The sequence below is a fragment of the Bacillus sp. FSL K6-3431 genome (assembly GCF_038002605.1).
GTDB lineage: Bacteria > Bacillota > Bacilli > Bacillales > Bacillaceae_C > Lederbergia.
The window spans coordinates 2,827,506-2,847,617 of the sequence record NZ_JBBOCT010000001.1 but is presented as its reverse complement, the minus strand read 5'-3'; the positions used below and the strand labels follow the sequence as shown (position 1 = coordinate 2,847,617).

Sequence of the window (20,112 nt, the reverse complement as noted above, 5' to 3'; positions counted from 1 at the left end):
CAGAAAACGTCGTAATTCCTTTAAAGGAAACACACATGAATATGTTGAATGTAACAATTATAGATAGGTTACATATGAAATATATGTTCTGGCTATCAAAAGGTCAGAATCTTTTTTATAATGTAATAAGCGGAGGGGAAGACAATGTCTGAGAAAATTTTAATCGTCGATGACCAGCTAGGTATACGAATTTTATTAAACGAGATTTTACTAAAAGAGGGTTATCAGGTTTTTCAAGCAGCAAACGGATTTCAAGCACTCGACATCACTGAAAAGAATGCACCAGACCTCGTATTACTCGATATGAAAATTCCGGGCATGGATGGACTAGAAATTTTGAAAAGACTGAAACAAAAGGATCCCGACATTCGAGTAATCATCATGACTGCATACGGGGAGCTCGAGATGATTAATGCATCAAATGAATTAGGAGCATTAGCTCACTTTCCAAAACCATTTGATATTGTGGAGATTCGTGAAGCTGTCCGAAAGTACTTACCAATGAGAATTGATTCATAGAAAAAGAAGTTTCTGCTTGAATTAGCCGAAAATAAATGTGCACACTTTCTTAAAGTGGGCATATTTATTTTTTTGGAAATCATTTTTTTAATATAGTTTTAGAAAGAAACTACTTGGTATTTGCGAGCGGTAACAACCTTGTGAAATTGTATAGTACGACAATTGCGCTATATACGACAAAAACTTTCTGTATATAGCTAATTTTAACATGATATGCTCGTTTCCTTTAAATTTCATAAAAACTCGTTTTCAATGTTGGTAAAGCTCGAATGAATTTGATATGATAAGTAGGAAAAAGGTCCATGACCAGAAATGGTGAAGGATATAGCAGTGCACATCTTTGTGCAGTCCATCTTGAAGGAGGAAAAATAAATGCCTTTAGTTTCCATGACTGAAATGTTGAATAAAGCAAAAGAAGAAAAATATGCAGTTGGTCAGTTCAACTTGAACAACCTTGAGTTTACCCAAGCGATCCTGCAAGCAGCGGAAGAAGAAAAATCCCCAGTAATTCTAGGAGTTTCCGAAGGTGCAGCACGTTATATGGGCGGCTTCAAGTTTGTTGTTAAAATGGTTGAAGCATTGATGGAAGAATACGGGACAACGGTTCCTGTCGCTATCCATCTTGACCACGGTTCTAGTTTTGAAGCTTGTGCGAAAGCGATAGATGCTGGTTTTACATCTGTTATGATTGACGGATCACATTTCCCACTTGACGAGAATATTGCTCTAACGCAAAAAGTAGTAGAGCTTGCTCATATGCTTGGTGTTTCGGTTGAAGCGGAACTTGGACGAATTGGTGGACAAGAAGATGACCTATCTGTTGATGAAGCAGATGCATCTTATGCCATTCCTGAAGAATGTGACCGTTTAGTACGCGAAACAGGCGTTGACTGCTTTGCTCCTGCACTTGGGTCAGTTCACGGACCATATAAAGGCGAACCAAACCTTGGTTTCGGACGTATGGAAGAAGTAATGAACTTAACAGGAATTCCACTCGTGCTTCATGGTGGGACAGGCATTCCAACAAAAGATATTCAACGTGCCATTTCTCTTGGAACTGCGAAAATTAATGTTAATACTGAGAACCAAATTGCTTCTGCTAGACGTGTACGCGAAGTATTAGCAGATTTGCCTGAAGAATATGATCCACGTAAATACCTAGGACCTGCTCGTGAGGCAATTAAAGAAACGGTTATTGGGAAAATGCGTGAATTTGGTTCATCTAACAAAGCTTAAAAAGTGAAATAATAATGGTAAACATTTTTGCGAGAATACGTGAAAAAAGTAAACCTATAAGAACAGGAACCGCCCTATAATATTTGGGCGGTTTCCCTTCATTTAACGGGAAGCAAAGGATAGAAATCCCGATAAATCCCCATAAAAGTATTAAAACCTTACAATATGATTAAAAATCTACAAGAAATTTACATGTATCGAGTAATTTCGTATATAATAATTGGTAAAATGCCGTACCTTTTCAAAAGTGTTCTTTACTTGGAGTTTTCATCCAAATAGGCAAGAAAGGAAGTCTTAAATGGAAAAGCTTAAAATTGCAGGCGGATATCCGTTAAAAGGGACAATCAAAGTGAGTGGAGCAAAAAATAGTGCAGTTGCTTTGATACCTGCCACAATCTTGGCTGAGTCGCCTGTAACGATAGAAGGTCTTCCGGATATTTCAGATGTTCATACGTTGCAAGCGCTGCTAGAGGAAATCGGTGGAGATGTTTCTTTTCAGAATGGGGAAATGGAAGTTGATCCAAGCAGAATGGTCTCCATGCCACTTCCTAACGGAAAGGTGAAGAAATTGCGTGCATCTTATTATCTAATGGGAGCCATGCTTGGCCGATTTAAAAAAGCGGTTATCGGTCTGCCAGGAGGCTGCCATTTGGGACCTCGCCCAATTGATCAACATATTAAAGGGTTCGAAGCCTTAGGTGCAAAAGTAACGAATGAACAAGGTGCTATTTATTTACGTGCTGATGAATTACGCGGTGCTCGAATTTATCTAGATGTTGTTAGTGTAGGTGCAACAATTAATATAATGCTCGCTGCTGTTAGAGCAAAAGGGCGGACCATTATTGAAAATGCTGCTAAAGAGCCTGAGATCATTGATGTTTCCACTCTCCTTACAAACATGGGGGCAAAGATTAAAGGGGCAGGAACAGATGTCATCCGGATTGATGGAGTTGATTCATTAAACGGCTGCCGTCACACGATTATTCCTGACCGAATTGAAGCAGGAACGTTTATGATTTTAGCTGCTGCTGCAGGAGAAGGCGTTTTAATTGATAACGTTATCCCACTTCATATGGAGTCCGTGATTGCTAAGTTAAGGGAACTAGGCGTTTCAGTAGAAACTAGTGATGAGCAAATTTTTATTGGTAAAGGCGAACGCTTAAGCGCAGTTGATGTGAAAACTTTAGTGTATCCAGGCTTTCCAACCGATTTACAGCAACCGTTTACTGTCCTCTTAACGAAAGCGGCAGGTACCTCTGTTGTTACAGATACGATTTATTCGGCCCGCTTTAAACATATTGACGAACTTAGAAGAATGAACGCTAATATTAAAGTAGAAGGTAGTACGGCGATTGTTAATGGCCCTACACAGCTTCAAGGTGCCAAAGTAAAAGCGTCTGATCTTCGAGCTGGAGCAGCCCTCGTCATAGCTGGGTTACTTGCAGAAGGAATTACAGAAGTGACTGGACTCGAACATATCGACCGCGGTTATAGTGGATTGGTTGATAAATTAAATGGGCTTGGTGCAACCATCTGGCGTGAAAAAATGACTGAAGAAGAAATGGAACAGCTAAAAAGCTCTTGAATTTGCATAATCAATTAAACTGATTTTACATTTGAAATAGATATAAATATAAAAAGAGTCCTGTCTAACTTCAAATTGTCCATACATCAGAGTGGCTCAATTCATCGAAGCGCGAGTTTTCGATATTGGGGGAGAAACCGATGGAAAGAAGTTTATCAATGGAGCTTGTCAGAGTTACGGAAGCAGCAGCACTATCTTCAGCCCGCTGGATGGGGCGTGGAAAAAAGGAAGAGGCAGATGATGCGGCTACTACTGCCATGCGCGATGTGTTCGACACAATACCCATGAAAGGAACAGTCGTGATTGGTGAGGGGGAAATGGACGAAGCTCCTATGCTTTATATCGGGGAAAAGCTTGGGACAGGATATGGTCCACGGGTAGATGTTGCAGTGGACCCATTGGAAGGAACAAATATTGTAGCTTCCGGAAGTTGGAATGCATTAACTGTGCTTGCCATAGCTGATCATGGAAATCTTTTGCATGCACCAGATATGTATATGAATAAAATCGCAGTCGGTCCGGAAGCTGTAGGGAAAATAGACATCGAGGCTTCTGTCCTTGATAATTTAAAAGCAGTCGCAAAAGCAAAGAACAAAGATATTCAAGATGTCGTTGCTACGATTTTAGATAGGCCCAAACATGCGCAGATCATTGCTGAATTACGTGAGGCTGGCGCTCGCATTAAGTTGATTTCAGATGGAGATGTAGCTGGTGCTATTAATACAGCATTTGATGAAACAGGAGTAGATATTTTATTCGGTTCGGGTGGAGCACCTGAAGGAGTTATCGCTGCTGTGGCGCTCATGTGTCTTGGTGGTGAAATTCAAGGAAAGCTACTTCCACAAACAGATGCCGAGGTTGCACGTTGCAAAAAAATGGGAATTGATGTGAATAAAATCCTCCGCATGAGTGACCTTGTACGTGGTGATGATGCTATATTTGCTGCTACTGGTGTAACGGATGGTGAATTATTAAAAGGCGTTCAATTTAAAGGGACGTATGGTTCCACGCATTCTGTTGTAATGCGGGCAAAATCTGGGACAGTACGATTCATTGAAGGACGTCACAGCTTGGACATCAAGCCGAATATGGTATTGAGATAACTATTTTTGAAGGAGTGGTCTGAAGGGGACAGTCCCTCCTTTACAAGAATCATATTTTTCATATACACTTATATATGGGATGGAGCTCCTTTTTATAACAACCGCTTCTTGATACTTCAACTGAAATACTGTCAAAAATTTATTCCTCATTTATAAACGATCTCAACAAGAGTTTTAATATTATAGTTTGTTCAAAATGGTGCCAAATTAGGAACAAGCAGTTCGAGGCGCGAAGGTTTTGAGGATCGGACTTGCACACGACGTGAGCGATCTAAACAGAGAATCCTTTTTAACTTAACAAGGGCTCCTATAACCTTAGTAAAAGTCCCTAATTGCCAACGAAGAAATTCGTCGTTTATCATTTGGTGACTATTTGAACATCCTTTAAGAAAACTCTTTTAAAAAAGAATAATAATAAAGAGTGGTGTCGAAATGGCTGAATTAACAATTTCTTTACTAGAAGAAATGAAACTAAAAGAGCTTTATGAACTAGCTCGTGAATATAAAGTTTCTTATTATAGCAAATTAACAAAAAAAGAACTGATTTTTGCAATCCTTAAGGTGAGAGCAGAACGAGAAGGATTTTTCTTCATGGAAGGCGTTCTAGAGGTTATCCAATCAGAAGGATTTGGCTTTTTAAGGCCGATTAATTATACAGCAAGCTCCGAGGATATATATATTTCCGCATCACAAATCCGCCGTTTTGATTTACGTAATGGCGATAAAGTTTCTGGTAAAGTACGACCACCAAAGGAAAATGAACGTTATTTTGGTTTATTACATGTAGAAGCAGTTAACGGCGATGACCCTGAAACCTCTAAAGAGCGTGTTCACTTCCCAGCTTTAACACCGCTATATCCTGATCGTCAAATTACTTTGGAAACAGCTCCGAATAATATATCTACGAGAATCATGGATTTAGTATCGCCCGTGGGATTTGGTCAGCGTGGCTTGATTGTTGCTCCTCCAAAGGCAGGTAAAACGATGCTTTTGAAATCGATCGCAAATTCGATTTCAACGAATCATCCTGATGCCGAACTTATCGTATTGTTAATCGACGAGCGCCCAGAAGAAGTAACAGATATCGAACGCTCTGTGAATGCGGAAGTAGTTAGTTCTACATTTGATGAAGTGCCTGAAAACCATATTAAAGTGGCGGAGCTTGTGCTTGAGCGTGCGATGCGCCTCGTTGAACATAAACGTGATGTCGTCATTTTAATGGATAGTATAACAAGATTGGCTCGTGCATATAACTTGGTTATTCCACCGAGTGGCCGTACATTATCAGGGGGAATTGACCCAGCCGCATTCCACCGTCCTAAGCGATTTTTTGGGGCGGCGCGAAACATCGAAGAAGGTGGTAGTTTAACCATTTTAGCTACGGCACTTGTTGATACTGGATCCCGAATGGATGATGTAATATATGAAGAGTTTAAAGGGACAGGAAACTTGGAACTGCATTTAGATCGTGCCCTTGCGGAAAGAAGGATTTTTCCGGCTATCGATATTCGTCGCTCAGGAACAAGGAAAGAAGAACTGCTTGTGCCAAAGGAGCAGCTTGAAAAATTATGGAAAATCCGTAAAGCAATGTCTGATACTCATGATTTTGCTGAAAAGTTTATACGTAAACTTAAACAATCTAAGACAAACGAAGAGTTTATTACGACTTTAGCGACTGAAATGAAGGGTAAGACGAATACGAAAAGTCTGCTGTAATTCTGTCATGACCGTATAAAATATAAACGGAAATCATTGCAATTCATGTGTGGACTTGCTATAATTAAAATGTAATTTTTAAGATGAATGTGCAAGCGAAATTCGCTTCACATCGTTATAGATAACTCTGTTTCAGCAAATGATTCAGGGCATAAGGAGATGAAAGATAATGAAAGCAGGAATTCATCCGGAATATAAAACAGTTACAGTAAAATGTGCATGTGGTAACGAATTTGCAAGTGGTTCTGTCAAAGAAAACGTACGCGTTGAAATTTGTTCAGAATGTCACCCATTCTACACAGGGCGTCAAAAATTCGCATCTGCTGACGGACGCGTGGATCGTTTCAACAAAAAATACGGTCTTAAATAAGCGTAATGAAAAAGTAATTAAAAAAACGGGCAAGGCATACTTGCCTGTTTTTTTTATGCCTAGAATCAGGAAAATGGCTTAAAATAGTAGCAAAAGCATTTGTGGAATAGTATTTATAAAGAAGAAATTTCCGTTCATTAATCGATTTACTAGGACGTTCACTCCATTGTCTTTCGATGATTGTGAGTTGGTTGCTGAAACTTTACAATTTCTACATAGATGTTAACTGGAGTAACGCTAATCGACTTGGAGGAAGTATTAGAAAGGAGCGGCCGTCGCGATGGATATGATGAAACAATCGGGCTGGATTGAAGTTATTTGCGGGAGTATGTTCTCTGGGAAGTCGGAAGAATTAATCCGCCGAGTGCGCCGAACGCAATTCGCGAAGCAGAGCATCATGGTTTTTAAACCAAAATTAGATGACCGCTATAGTGTTACAGAGGTTGTATCGCATAATGGTACGTCAGTAATGGCGCAGCCTATAGCAACATCAACAAAAATTTCACAAGAAGTACCTCGAGATATAGATGTAGTCGCAATTGACGAAGCGCAATTTTTTGACGAAGGTATTATCGAGGTTGCTCAGGAGCTTGCGGACAGTGGGCATAGAGTGATTATTGCTGGCCTCGACCAAGATTTTCGAGGCGAACCATTTGGACCGATGCCAAGACTAATGTCTATTGCGGAACAAGTGACGAAGCTTCATGCTGTCTGTGCAGTATGCGGATCACCGGCTAGCAGGACACAGCGCCTCATTAATGGCAAACCAGCATGCTATGGAGATCCAATCATCCTTGTTGGAGCTGCTGAAGCATATGAGGCAAGATGTCGCCATCATCATGAAGTTCCAGCCGGAATAAATACTGATTTATGCCAAACAATAGAATAATATGTTAAAAAACCAGCCTCTAATTAATTGGGAGCTGGTTTTTAGGTCTACACGAGGGCCCACACGATGTGAGTTACACAGAAGTTGCCACTGAGGCCCACACGATGTGAGTTACACAGAAGTTGCCACTGAGGCCCACACGATGTGAGTTACACAGACGTTGCCACAGGACGAGGCGTTCTTAGTCAGTGCTCTTTCATCTGTACTTAGCAATGCTCATTCATCCATTCTTAGTCAATATTGCATCTAACTCATTGCCTTTCCTATTCTTATCCATTGGTCGACTTGTTTTTTCTCTTTATAGGGGAACGCTGGAAATAAAAATAAAATAACTTTGCTTTGAAATAATCGAACGTTATACTATATAGTAGTGCACGATGCAAACTTACAGAGGTGAATAATATGTATGACAAGTTACAATCTGTTGAAGAACGCTATGATAAGTTAAATGAACTTTTAAGCGATCCAGACATTGTCAATAATGCGGTGAAACTGCGGGATTATTCGAAAGAGCAGTCTGCCATTGCAGAAACGGTAGAAGTTTACCGTGAATATAAAGAAGTTCAATCACAATATAAAGATGCAAAAGAAATGCTTGATGATAAATTGGATGCGGACATGCGTGAGATGGTGAAAGAAGAGATCGATGAATTGGCAGAGCAAGTAGTAGCATTAGAAGCGCGTTTGAAAATTTTACTTGTTCCGAAAGATCCCAATGATGATAAAAACGTGATCATGGAAATTCGTGGAGCTGCAGGTGGTGATGAAGCAGCTTTATTTGCTGGTGATTTATACCGTATGTATAGTCGATTTGCCGAAACACATGGTTGGAAAACAGATGTCATTGAGACGCATTCTACTGGCATTGGTGGCTATAAGGAAATCATTTTCATGATTAATGGAAATGGTGCTTTTTCCAAACTGAAATATGAAAATGGCGCACATCGTGTACAACGTGTACCTGAAACGGAATCAGGTGGCCGGATTCATACTTCAACAGCAACTGTTGCCGTGCTACCAGAAGCACAGGAAGTAGAGATTGACCTTCATGATAATGATATTCGTGTGGATACATTTGCGTCAAGTGGGCCAGGTGGACAAAGTGTAAATACAACAATGTCTGCAGTACGTTTGACTCATATTCCTACAGGTGTCGTTGTATCATGTCAAGATGAAAAGTCGCAAATCAAAAATAAAGAAAAAGCAATGAAAGTATTGCGTGCACGGGTGTATGATAAATTCCAGCAAGAGGCACAAGCGGAATATGATGCAAACCGAAAAACAGCTGTAGGTACTGGAGATCGATCTGAGCGGATCCGTACGTATAATTTTCCACAAAATCGGGTGACAGACCACCGGATAGGCTTGACTATTCAAAAACTTGATCAAATTCTAGAAGGTAAGCTGGATGAATTTATCGATGCTTTAGTCATGGAAGAACAAACGAGTAAGCTAGAGAGTGTGGAAGAATAAAAATGAAGCAAATAAAACTGTTTGAAGCCCTCAAATGGGCTTCTTCTTTATTAAGAGAGCATGATCGCGATGAAAATGCCGGTGAATTGCTATTAATGTGGATTGTCAATATGACTCGGTCGCAGTTTTTTGCTGAGCAACGCATGGAACTGTCTACCGTCGACTGGGTACGATTTAAAGCAGTAGTAGAAGAGCATGTGGAAGGCCGTCCGATTCAGCATATTATTGGCTTTGAAGAATTTTTTGGACGGAAATTTTTAGTAAATGAAGATGTCCTTATTCCTCGGCCTGAAACAGAAGAGTTGATTGTCGGTGTTCTTAATCAGGTTACATCTTATTTTGGAGATATAAATGGTTTAAAAACAATCGATATCGGTACTGGGAGTGGCGCGATAGCTGTGACGTTGAAACTGGAAGAACCGGAACTCGTCGTTACTGCTTCTGATCTTTCTTTAAAGGCTTTAGAGACAGCGAAGAAAAATGCTGCTACGCTTGGAGCGGAAATTGAATTTAAGCATGGTGATTTGCTACAACCATTTATTGAATCTGGTGAAAAATACGATATTATTGTTTCTAATCCGCCGTATATCCCTAATATAGAAGAACAGGAATTATCGAAGGTTGTTCGGGGGTTTGAACCAAACACTGCATTGTTTGGTGGTACTGATGGGCTAGACTTTTACCGAAGATTTGCAAGTGATTTGCCCAAAATAGTCAGTGTAAAAGCGTTAATCGGCTTTGAAATCGGAGCGGGACAAGGAGAGGCAGTTGCGTCCTTGATGCGCAATACTTTTCCGCACGGGCAAACAGAAATCCTTAACGATATTAATGGCAAAGACCGAATCGTTTTGACTCTACTATAAAATATCCTCCCTCTGTATAAGAATATATTTCTCTGTCCATACTGCCTTGTATAGAGGGGGCAGGCGGATATGTTTAAAAATATGAATCAAGGGTTCTATCAAAAAAATATTGCGTTGTTATATATAGTAGTTTTAGTATTGGGGTCTGTGATTAGCTTCATTATTCCTAAGCAGGAAGTTGTTTCTGCCAAGGAATCACTTATTATACCGGAGGAAGCGATTCGCTTACGAATACTCGCGAATAGTGATAATGAGCAAGATCAAGCAGTGAAGCGGGCGATTCGAGATGCAGTTAATGTGGAAATTACGAACTGGGTCCAGGATTTAACGTCTATTGATACAGCGCGGACTGTGATCACATCGCAAATGCAAGAAATTGAAGAGATTGCTAGAGAAGAACTTGCATCAATGGGACTAGATTATTCGGTAAACGTAGAATTTGGAGATGTACAATTTCCGGCAAAATTGTATGGGGAATACCTTTATCCAGCAGGAACATATGAAGCAATATTAATTACACTTGGTGAAGGCAGTGGTGCGAATTGGTGGTGCGTTCTATTTCCTCCCTTATGCTTTCTTGATTTTTCGAATGGTTTAGCTGTAGGTCCTGGATTTGATGAAGCGGATGAAAAGGAAGAAAAAGTAGAAAAAGATGAAAAAGCAAGCAAAGAAGTAAAGGCAGAAAAAGAAGAAAAAGAAGAAAAAAAAGAAAAAAAAGAAGCATTAGATCAAATGGAAAATGTGGATAAATCGGATGTTAAGGAGAAAGATCCTGCTGAACGTGAAGAAAAAGAATCAGAAAAACAAATGGAACCAATTGTGGTGGATGATGAACAAGAAGTAGAAGTAAGATTCTTCTTATTTGATTTAATCGATAAAATCTTTTAACAAGTCCCTAAATTTCCATGTTGTGCACAAAGTGGAGTGCTAATGTAGGAACGGCATTAGCACGAACTAAGAATGCAGATTAATATGTAATGAACACAGACTGAGAGCGGATAAAGGAACACAGACTAAGAACAGATAAAAGAACACAGACTAAGAACGACACGTCCTATTGGCAACGTCTGTGTGACCTACATCGTGTAGGCTTCTGTTTAATCCACAACGTACTGGCCTCGAATCTCTCAATTGGAGGGATTTTTCTGCTATATCCACAAAATCATCCACCTATTCACATTTGAGTGCGAAAGTAATGAGAAAGCTTCCAAGTTACACACATAAACTCGAAAAGTTATCCACTGTTTTCATAAGTTATTCACAAAATGTGTATAAGTAATGAGTGAATCCACAAGCTATCTTAAAAATTTAATGGTGAAATTTGTAGAAACATAGTATTTATCTTATATAATAAAATTATTAACAAGTTGTAGGAACGAGGCACTGATAATGAAAACTATACAATGGATTGTGGATAAGTATGAGGATAACATATCCACTTATCCACAAATAAAAGAAGCTGCGCAGTTTTTGAACGATAATGAAGTGATTGCTTTCCCGACAGAAACAGTTTATGGTCTTGGGGCCAACGCTAAATCAGATGAGGCAATTGCTAAAATTTTCGCTGCGAAGGGTAGGCCTGCGGATAATCCGTTAATTGTCCACATATCTACCTTTTCCCAGCTTACAGAGTTAACAGAGCATATTTCTAATCAAGCAAAACAGTTAATAAAAGCATTTTGGCCTGGCCCACTTACGATTATTTTTCCAAAAAAAGAGAACTCCGTTTCTAAGCTTGTAACAGCTGGACTTGAAACAGTAGCTGTTCGCATGCCGAATCATCCAATTGCACTGGAATTAATTACTGCAGCAGGGATTCCGATTGCCGCTCCAAGTGCAAACCGATCTGGTAAACCAAGCCCGACAACGGCAGATCATGTGTGTACTGATTTAAATGGCCGCATTGCTGGAATAGTTAATGGTGGAATGACTGGAGTGGGTGTAGAATCCACTGTCATCGATTGTTCAGGGGGAGTTCCGGTTATCCTGAGGCCAGGTGGTATATCGCAGGAGGAAATTGAAGCTGTGATTGGTAAAGTTATGATGGACCAAGCGCTAGCGAACAGGGATGAAAAACCAAAGTCACCTGGAATGAAGTATACGCATTATGCACCTGCAGCCCCACTTTATTTAGTCGATGGCGATCGAAAATGGATGCAAGAATTAATCGATCGAAAAAGACTAGAAGGGGAAAAGGTAGGTGTTCTTGCTACAAATGAAACAGCACCATTATATGATGCTGATTTTGTTTTAGCTTGTGGAAGTAAAAAGGATTTAAAAACGGTTGCTCATCATCTGTATGATACACTACGTTCTTTTGATGAAATAAAGCCTGATCTTATTTTTGCGGAAGTATTTCCTGCTACTGGGTTAGGTGTTGCACTTATGAATCGTCTTGAAAAAGCGGCGGGACATAAATGGTTGAAACAAATAGATGAAAAATGATTCCAATCCAATTTTAGTCTAATCTAATATTTCCCTGCATATATTTCCTAAAGGCATGTCCTAAGGGGAAAGGGGAAGATGTGTTATGCTTCCGAAAATAATAACACTGTTGATTATGGCCTTTGCGGTTGGAATGGATGCATTTTCGGTTGCTCTAGGAATGGGTACATACCAACTTAGAATCCGGCAAATATTTTACATAGGATTGACAGTCGGACTTTTTCATGTGATCCTACCCTTGTGCGGAATTCTTACTGGGCACTTTTTATCTGATACATTTGGAAAAATTAGTGGTTATGTTGGTGGTTTCCTTTTAATCTGCATCGGCTTACAAATGTTAATCATGTGCTTTAGAAAAGGAGAAAGTGCCATTCCAATACCGATTGGTTGGGGATTAATCGTATTTTCGCTCATTATTAGTCTCGACAGTTTTTCAGCGGGGATAAGTCTCGGCATGTTCGGAGTTAGAGCTGCAGCAGCAGTTATTTGCTTCGGAGTTGTCGCTTCATTTTTAACATGGAGTGGATTGGTAATAGGACGAAAGGTTAAACACTTTCTAGGGATATACAGCGAACTACTTGGGGGCTGTATATTAATAGGTTTTGGTTTAAAGTTATTGTTACCGTTATGAATAGGAGTATATACAAGGATAGTAGTGAATGCTCATACTGCTGTCTTTTTTTGTACATAAATCATCCAACTTTATTTGAAAAAAAATAATAAGTCTTTTGACCTACGTTTAAATGTATTATAATGGGATAAAGGGAGGAGTCTTGATATTGAACATTTTATTTGTTTGTACAGGTAATACGTGCCGAAGCCCGATGGCAGAAGCTATTTTCAATCATCTAATGTCCGATGATAAGAAGGCAAGATCTGCAGGGGTATTTGCGTCTAAAGGATCAAATGCTGCATATTATGCACGCGAAGTTTTACAAGAAAATAATATGAAGATCAGTCATTCATCTGAACTATTAGAAGAGACTCACCTTACATGGGCAACGCTTGTACTCACAATGACAGCCGGTCATAAAACGCTATTGATGGATAGGTTTCCAGGAGCAGCAGATAAAATTTTCACTTTAAAAGAATATGTAAATGATAATAAAGGAGAGCTTGATGTGCTTGATCCGTATGGTGGAGGTCTTGAAGTATACCGAGAAACATTTACAGAATTAAAAGAATTAATAGGAAAAATGTCAGAATAATTATTTTTACAAGAGGGTTGGATGAGCATGAAACAAAGGAAATATAAGTTTGGATTGCAAAAAAGGTTAGTCATATTTACGACATTGCTTGCACTCATTACCTATTCTACAAGTGCGATATTTATTTATTTTGTTTATCCGTATGTTACTGATTACATAAGCCAACAACCATTTGTGATTTTAACGCTGTCATTAGGTATCATATGGTCGGGAATACTAGCTTATGCAGCGGCGAGTATGATCACAAAGCCATTGCAACGTATGGAGCAAGCAGTTGTTCGAGCGGGTGAAGGCGATATTGGTACAGATGTCGAAGTTACAGATGTCGATGATGAAATCAACTCGCTTGGACGTGCCTTCAACGTCATGATTGGAAATCTTAGAGAAATGATTCATCATATCGATGAGAATTTTAATAAAACAAATGAAAACGTCATTGCGATTTCTCAAAAATCTAAACAGGCGGCAGAGAAGTCTGAAAATGCCTCACATACAATGAGTGAAATTTCTTCTGGTGCGGAAAGTTCGGCAGCTGCGATCCAAGCAACCGCTGAATCTGTGGAGGATATTAGTGGTATCGCACTTGATGTACAAGAAAAGGCTAAGGCATCTGAGCAGGTGTCCATAGCGATGGTAGATGAACTAATGGCGAGCAAACAAATAGTCCAATCACTTGTGGATGGAATTGAACGGCTTGCGCTAGAAAATCGGACATCTTTAAAAACGGTTCGCAAACTGGAAGAACATGCAAAGGAAGTCGAACAGATTATTAAATTAGTAGGCGATATTGCCAATCAAACTAATTTACTCGCATTAAATGCCTCCATTGAAGCAGCAAGAGCAGGAGAACATGGAAAAGGTTTTGCTGTTGTAGCAGAGGAAGTCAGAAAACTTGCGGATGAGAGTGCGACAGCAGTGCAAGGTATTTCCGGATTGATTCAAAACATTCAAGCGGAAGTGGAAAATGTTGTTGTGCAAATGTCAGATCAAGCTGAAACGGCGAACACGGAAGCATTGAAAGGAACGCAAACGAATGAAGCTATTGAAGAAATTACAGCTACCATTCACCAAGTTGCTTCATCCGTACAAAGCATTTCTGAATTGGTTGATAATCAAATGGCAAGTGTGCAAAAAACGTCTATCCAGTCCCAGGAAGTAGCAGCAATCGCGCAAGAAACATCTGCGGGCGCCGAAGAGGTCGCAAGAAAGTCGATAGAACAAGCAAAGGATATGGAAGAAATTGATGACCTTTCTGAACAACTTAAGATACAAGCTAGCATATTAAAAGACACGATCACACGATTCCATATATAATGGGGACAGGAGCTTTGGGGCCTGTCCCCATTTTTTAAATAAAAAGGAGGCGTGGATATGAAAGTGGCATTGGCATCAGATCACGGAGGCATACATATTCGTGAAGAAATTAGAAAACTATTAGAAGAAATGGGTATAGAATATAAGGATTTTGGTTGTGACTGTGAAAGTTCAGTAGATTATCCCGACTATGCAGTACCTGTAGCTGAAAAAGTAGCGAAAGGCGAATTTGACCGTGGAATTTTAATTTGTGGAACAGGCATTGGTATGAGTATTGCAGCCAATAAAGTAAAAGGAATTCGTTGTGCGCTTACACATGACGTTTTCAGTGCGCGAATGACGAGACTTCACAATGATACGAATGTGCTAGCAATGGGTGAACGTGTAATCGGTGCGGGACTTGCGCTTGAAATTGCTAAAACTTGGCTTGAAACAGAGTTTGAAGGCGGGCGTCACCAAACAAGAATTGGAAAAATTAGCGATTACGAAAAATAAGGTGTCAGTCAACACTCTAAAATTTTCGAATTATCTTTAATGATGGTGAGGTGAAAATATTGGCTTTGCCTATGGAAAAATGGCGGGAAGAAATGCAAGCAATCGTTCGTGAATGTAGTGAACAGTTACGGATCAAATCAAACGGAGTGCTTGTTATTGGGTGCTCAACTTCAGAAGTTGCGGGTGAGAAAATTGGTACATCTGGGACGATGGAAGTGGCCACAATCATTTTCGAGGAATTAAAGAAGTATGCAGATAAGGAACAAATTCACCTCGCATTTCAATGCTGTGAACATCTGAATAGAGCTTTAGTGATAGAACGATCTGTTGCTGATGAGAAAGATTGGGAAGAAGTGTCTGTGATTCCATCTAGAAATGCTGGAGGGGCAATGGCGACATATGCATTTAGCCAATTTTTGGAGCCTGTAGTAATAGAACATATCCAAGCGGACGCAGGTATTGATATCGGCGATACATTTATAGGTATGCATATCAAGCGCGTCGCAGTTCCAATTCGCATAAACCAAAAGGTACTTGGCAACGCACATATCACAATTGCTATGACTAGACCGAAACTAATTGGCGGAGCAAGAGCGATATACGAAAAGGAAAAACTGAACGATCAATGTGATAAATAAGTATATTGTTCAGCTTTTGCTTGTGGAAAAGCTGAATTCCGTTGGCAAAGGCGACTTTTCATGGTAAAATGAAAAAGAATTTTTAAATACGAAAAAAATGGACGATTTGATGAGGAGGAACGAAATGAGTAAAATTGCACAACAAGATCCACTTGTATATGAAGCGATTCAAAACGAATTGAAACGCCAACGTACGAAAATTGAATTAATTGCATCCGAAAACTTTGTTAGTGAGGCAGTGATGGAAGCGCAAGGGTCTGTCTTGACAAACAAATATGCAGAAGGATATCCGGGACGACGCTATTATGGCGGTTGTGAATTTGTGGATGTTGTCGAAGATCTAGCTCGCGACCGGGCAAAAGAAATTTTCGGAGCGGAATATGTCAACGTGCAACCTCATTCCGGTGCTCAAGCTAATATGGCAGTTTATTTTACTGTGCTTAAACCGGGAGACACAGTGCTTGGTATGAACTTATCTCATGGTGGTCATTTGACACATGGGAGCCCTGTTAACTTTAGTGGTGTGCAATACAATTTCGTTGCTTACGGAGTAGACGCGGAAGAACAAAGAATCGATTATGAAGATGTTCGCCAAAAAGCGCTCGAGCACAAACCGAAATTAATTGTAGCAGGCGCAAGTGCATATTCACGTGAAATTGATTTTAAGAAATTCCGTGAAATTGCAGATGAAGTCGGCGCTTACTTTATGGTTGATATGGCTCATATCGCAGGTCTTGTTGCTGTCGGACTTCACTCTAACCCAGTTCCACATGCACATTTCGTTACAACTACTACACATAAAACATTGCGTGGACCACGCGGTGGTATGGTTCTTTGTAAAGAAGAATTCGGTAAAAAGATTGATAGTGCTGTATTCCCTGGCCTACAAGGTGGACCACTTATGCACGTTATTGCAGGTAAGGCAATTGCGTTCAAAGAGGCTTTGACACCTGAGTATAAAACTTACATCGAAAATGTTGTCGCTAATGCAAAACGTTTAGGTGAATCCTTGAAAAAAGAAGGATTCGATATCGTTTCTGGTGGAACAGACAACCATTTAGTATTGCTTGATCTTCGTCCGTTCGGATTAACAGGAAAAGTGGCAGAAAAAGTACTTGATGATGTAGGAATTACAGTCAATAAAAATACGATTCCGTACGATCCAGAAGGTCCATTCACGACAAGTGGTATCCGAATCGGTACACCAGCAGTAACTTCAAGAGGATTTGGAGTAGAAGAAATGGATGAAATTGCGTCTCTAATAGCATTCATTTTGAAAAATCGTGAAGATGAAACAAAACTCGACGAAGCGCGCGTTCGTATCGAAACATTAACAGCTAAATTTCCTTTATACCAACAGAAAAGCGAAGTGTCTTGTTCATCGTAATTTGATAGAACATTGGTTATGGTCGCCACGTTTTATGGCCGAAACTAGGTATGGAAATTCCCGAAATGAATACTGCAAAAAATATAAGTCGGCCGTTTCTATATGTGAAACGGTTGGCTTTTTTTATCGGGAATGGCAATTCGCAAAATTCACTTGTTTGGACCGCACAATGATTGATCATTAAATATGTAAGACTTTTGCTTAAAAATGAATCAATCAATTCAGAATTTAATCGTTTTAGTATCAAAAATGTAACATAATCACAAATAGCGACTTTTCACATTTGTTTTTCCTTGCTGATTACATTTCTTTTCTGTAGAATAATCAACGACAAGTCGTTAATAGCGGGTAAATGTAAATAAGCTGACTTTCCTAGCTTAAGTTTACAAGCGTCCGTATTTTCGGCATGAACTAGACCGAAGGAGAGATACCATGGCCAAAGTGTATGTGTTCGACCATCCTCTCATACAACATAAAATAACGTATATTAGGGATAAAAACACAGGAACGAAAGAATTTCGTGAACTTGTCGATGAAGTTGCCGCGTTGATGATGTTTGAGATTACAAGAGAAATGTCTTTGGAAGAGGTTGAGGTGGAAACGCCAGTTAGTACAGCAAAGTCAAAAGTCATTTCAGGGAAAAAGCTAGGTATCATACCAATTTTACGAGCAGGTATTGGAATGGTGGATGGAATCTTAAATTTAATTCCAGCTGCAAAAGTAGGTCATGTTGGCTTATATAGAGATCCGGAAACGTTATTGCCAGTTGAATATTATATTAAATTACCACCTGGTGTAGAAGAAAGAGAATTAATTGTAGTTGATCCAATGCTTGCAACAGGCGGTTCTGCAGTTGCGGCAATCGACGCGTTAAAAAGACGCGGTGCTAAGCACATTAAATTTATGTGTCTTATTGCAGCGCCTGAAGGTGTCGAAGCAATGCAAAAAGCACATCCTGATGTGGACATGTACATTGCAGGACTTGATGAAAAATTAGACGAAAAAGGCTATATCGTTCCAGGTCTTGGCGATGCAGGCGATCGTCTATTTGGAACGAAATAAGGAACGAATTAAGGGATAAAATAAGGAACAACATAAGGAACAACATAAGGAACAACATAAGGAACAACGGCTAAGAACGCCACGTCGTGTGGCAACGCCGTTGTGACCTACGTCGTATAGGCCCAAGAACGCCACGTCGTGTGGCAACGCCGTTGTGACCTACGTCGTGTAGGCCCAAGAACGCCACGTCGTTGTGACTTACATCATGCGAGCTCGGAAATGACAGGAGAGATGTTCTAAGTGGAAAAGCGAGTGAAGGTGATGTCTATTTTCGGGACGAGACCGGAAGCGGTTAAGATGGCTCCGCTCGTACTTGAACTGCAGAAAAGGCAAAATGAATTTGATCCGATTGTGGCGGTTACGGCCCAACATCGGCAAATGCTCGACCAAGTTTTGGAAACTTTCAATATCGAACCTGACTATGATTTAAATATAATGAAAGACAGGCAAACGCTTATCGATGTGACTACACGTGGGTTGGACGGGCTTGATCGCGTTATGAAGGAAGCAGAACCGGACATCGTGCTTGTGCACGGTGATACCTCCACAACTTTTATTGCGAGTCTTGCAGCTTTTTATAATCAAATTCCAGTGGGGCATGTCGAAGCGGGCTTACGAACGTGGAATAAGTATTCACCATTTCCTGAAGAGATAAATCGTCAGCTAACAGGTGTCATTGCGGATCTACATTTTTCACCTACAGATTCATCTGCGCAAAATCTATTAGATGAAAACAAGCAGGCTGAAACAATTTTTATTACGGGCAACACGGCGATTGATGCCTTGAAAACGACAGTAAAAGAAAATTACAGTCATGAGGTATTAGACAAAATCGGAACAGATCGGCTGATTCTATTGACTGCGCATCGTCGTGAAAATTTAGGAGAGCCAATGAGAAATATGTTCCGTGCGATTAAACGGATTGTGACCGAACAGCCTAATGTACAAGTTGTGTATCCTGTTCATTTAAATCCAGTCGTTCGTGAACTTGCTGAAGAGGTACTTGGCAACGATGATCGCATTCATTTAATCGAGCCCCTCGATGTGATCGATTTCCATAATTTTGCCAATCGATCACATATCATTCTCACTGATTCAGGAGGGGTCCAAGAAGAGGCGCCGTCACTAGCGGTTCCGGTACTTGTTCTTCGTGATACAACCGAGCGACCTGAGGGAATCGCAGCGGGTACATTAAAGCTTGCAGGAACAGATGAAGAAACAATTTATTCGTTAGCAACCGAGTTATTAACGAATAATGAAGAATATGAAAAGATGGCGCAAGCAGCCAATCCATATGGTGATGGGAATGCTTCTTCGCGAATTGCGGATGCCATTTTGTACCATTTCGGCGTACGTATAGAGAAGCCAGAGGTATTCAGAGCTTAATAATAAAAAGACGAAGAGTTGATCTTCGTCTTTTTATTTATTAGGGGATTTTGTGGATTAAATGCATGTTTACTAAAGAAATAGGCCGATTATAAACCGAAATGAGACACCTGCTACAGTTGTCTGTCAAATGCGGTCGAAAAATCTACACTAATTGAATTTTGATGATTTTGTGAACAAACAATAAATGAATGAAAACCTTTCCTTGATTTAACTGAAAACGGATTGACAATGAATAGGTGCTATTGTATGCTAACAAAGGGTATGGGTCACCAGTTTTATGCTTTTTTTATTATTAATGAGCTTGAGCGCTCACAGGCTTTTTATTTGAAAGAAGCATGTAGACGAACCATTTAACCCACCGTTTTTCATCGGACTTCTTCACAGCACAGCAATTTTTTATAGCTGCGCTCCACAAAGTTC

The 20,112-nt window shown here is 40.0% G+C and carries 19 protein-coding genes; all 19 read left to right on the top strand.

What is annotated here, in order from left to right; all coding sequences use genetic code 11:
- The first annotated feature begins 144 nt into the window (after nt 1–144).
- The 19 genes from MHB53_RS14025 to wecB all read left to right on the top strand — a co-directional run bounded on the left by MHB53_RS14025 (nt 145) and on the right by wecB (nt 19,689).
- Nucleotides 145–519: a response regulator gene (locus tag MHB53_RS14025; RefSeq protein WP_340919394.1), complete on the top strand. Its 375-nt coding sequence runs from the start codon at nt 145–147 to the stop codon at nt 517–519.
- A gap of 372 nt (nt 520–891) precedes the next feature.
- The gene (gene fba, locus MHB53_RS14020) at nt 892–1,755 is read left to right on the top strand and encodes a class II fructose-1,6-bisphosphate aldolase (RefSeq protein WP_340919392.1); all 864 of its coding nucleotides are present in this window, start codon (nt 892–894) and stop codon (nt 1,753–1,755) included.
- 298 nt (nt 1,756–2,053) lie between these two features.
- Nucleotides 2,054–3,340, top strand: a complete 1,287-nt coding sequence (locus MHB53_RS14015) for a UDP-N-acetylglucosamine 1-carboxyvinyltransferase (RefSeq protein WP_340919390.1) — start codon at nt 2,054–2,056, stop codon at nt 3,338–3,340.
- 140 nt (nt 3,341–3,480) lie between these two features.
- Complete coding sequence (gene glpX / locus MHB53_RS14010) at nt 3,481–4,443, top strand: class II fructose-bisphosphatase (RefSeq protein ID WP_340919389.1); 963 nt, start codon at nt 3,481–3,483, stop codon at nt 4,441–4,443.
- A gap of 432 nt (nt 4,444–4,875) precedes the next feature.
- Nucleotides 4,876–6,159 carry a transcription termination factor Rho gene (rho, locus tag MHB53_RS14005; RefSeq protein ID WP_340919387.1) on the top strand — a complete coding sequence of 428 codons (1,284 nt, stop codon included), beginning with the start codon at nt 4,876–4,878 and terminating at the stop codon, nt 6,157–6,159.
- A gap of 169 nt (nt 6,160–6,328) precedes the next feature.
- A complete protein-coding gene (gene rpmE, locus MHB53_RS14000; RefSeq protein WP_340919385.1) occupies nt 6,329–6,529 on the top strand; it encodes a 50S ribosomal protein L31 in 201 nt (66 codons plus the stop codon).
- Between the two features lie 280 nt (nt 6,530–6,809).
- The gene (locus tag MHB53_RS13995; protein ID WP_340919383.1) at nt 6,810–7,418 is read left to right on the top strand and encodes a thymidine kinase; all 609 of its coding nucleotides are present in this window, start codon (nt 6,810–6,812) and stop codon (nt 7,416–7,418) included.
- A 402-nt stretch (nt 7,419–7,820) separates the two neighbouring features.
- Nucleotides 7,821–8,891, top strand: a complete 1,071-nt coding sequence (gene prfA, locus MHB53_RS13990; protein ID WP_340919381.1) for a peptide chain release factor 1 — start codon at nt 7,821–7,823, stop codon at nt 8,889–8,891.
- Between the two features lie 2 nt (nt 8,892–8,893).
- On the top strand, nt 8,894–9,754 hold the full coding sequence (gene prmC / locus MHB53_RS13985; protein ID WP_340919379.1) for a peptide chain release factor N(5)-glutamine methyltransferase: 861 nt from the start codon (nt 8,894–8,896) through the stop codon (nt 9,752–9,754).
- Between the two features lie 69 nt (nt 9,755–9,823).
- Entirely contained in the window at nt 9,824–10,642 is an 819-nt protein-coding gene (spoIIR, locus tag MHB53_RS13980; RefSeq protein WP_340919377.1) for a stage II sporulation protein R, read from the top strand.
- 501 nt (nt 10,643–11,143) lie between these two features.
- Nucleotides 11,144–12,199, top strand: coding sequence for an L-threonylcarbamoyladenylate synthase (locus MHB53_RS13975; RefSeq protein ID WP_340919375.1), 1,056 nt, complete (start codon nt 11,144–11,146; stop codon nt 12,197–12,199).
- 85 nt (nt 12,200–12,284) lie between these two features.
- Nucleotides 12,285–12,830, top strand: a complete 546-nt coding sequence (locus MHB53_RS13970; protein ID WP_340919372.1) for a manganese efflux pump MntP — start codon at nt 12,285–12,287, stop codon at nt 12,828–12,830.
- A gap of 148 nt (nt 12,831–12,978) precedes the next feature.
- A complete protein-coding gene (locus tag MHB53_RS13965) occupies nt 12,979–13,407 on the top strand; it encodes a low molecular weight protein arginine phosphatase (protein ID WP_340919370.1) in 429 nt (142 codons plus the stop codon).
- 27 nt (nt 13,408–13,434) lie between these two features.
- The gene (locus MHB53_RS13960; RefSeq protein ID WP_340924718.1) at nt 13,435–14,721 is read left to right on the top strand and encodes a methyl-accepting chemotaxis protein; all 1,287 of its coding nucleotides are present in this window, start codon (nt 13,435–13,437) and stop codon (nt 14,719–14,721) included.
- A gap of 57 nt (nt 14,722–14,778) precedes the next feature.
- Nucleotides 14,779–15,216, top strand: a complete 438-nt coding sequence (rpiB, locus tag MHB53_RS13955) for a ribose 5-phosphate isomerase B (protein ID WP_340919367.1) — start codon at nt 14,779–14,781, stop codon at nt 15,214–15,216.
- 71 nt (nt 15,217–15,287) lie between these two features.
- On the top strand, nt 15,288–15,854 hold the full coding sequence (locus MHB53_RS13950; RefSeq protein ID WP_445661524.1) for a TIGR01440 family protein: 567 nt from the start codon (nt 15,288–15,290) through the stop codon (nt 15,852–15,854).
- Between the two features lie 124 nt (nt 15,855–15,978).
- Nucleotides 15,979–17,241: a serine hydroxymethyltransferase gene (gene glyA, locus MHB53_RS13945; RefSeq protein WP_340919361.1), complete on the top strand. Its 1,263-nt coding sequence runs from the start codon at nt 15,979–15,981 to the stop codon at nt 17,239–17,241.
- A gap of 432 nt (nt 17,242–17,673) precedes the next feature.
- Entirely contained in the window at nt 17,674–18,303 is a 630-nt protein-coding gene (upp, locus tag MHB53_RS13940) for a uracil phosphoribosyltransferase (RefSeq protein WP_340919358.1), read from the top strand.
- A 240-nt stretch (nt 18,304–18,543) separates the two neighbouring features.
- Nucleotides 18,544–19,689 carry a non-hydrolyzing UDP-N-acetylglucosamine 2-epimerase gene (gene wecB / locus MHB53_RS13935; RefSeq protein WP_340919356.1) on the top strand — a complete coding sequence of 382 codons (1,146 nt, stop codon included), beginning with the start codon at nt 18,544–18,546 and terminating at the stop codon, nt 19,687–19,689.
- Nucleotides 19,690–20,112 lie beyond the last annotated feature (423 nt).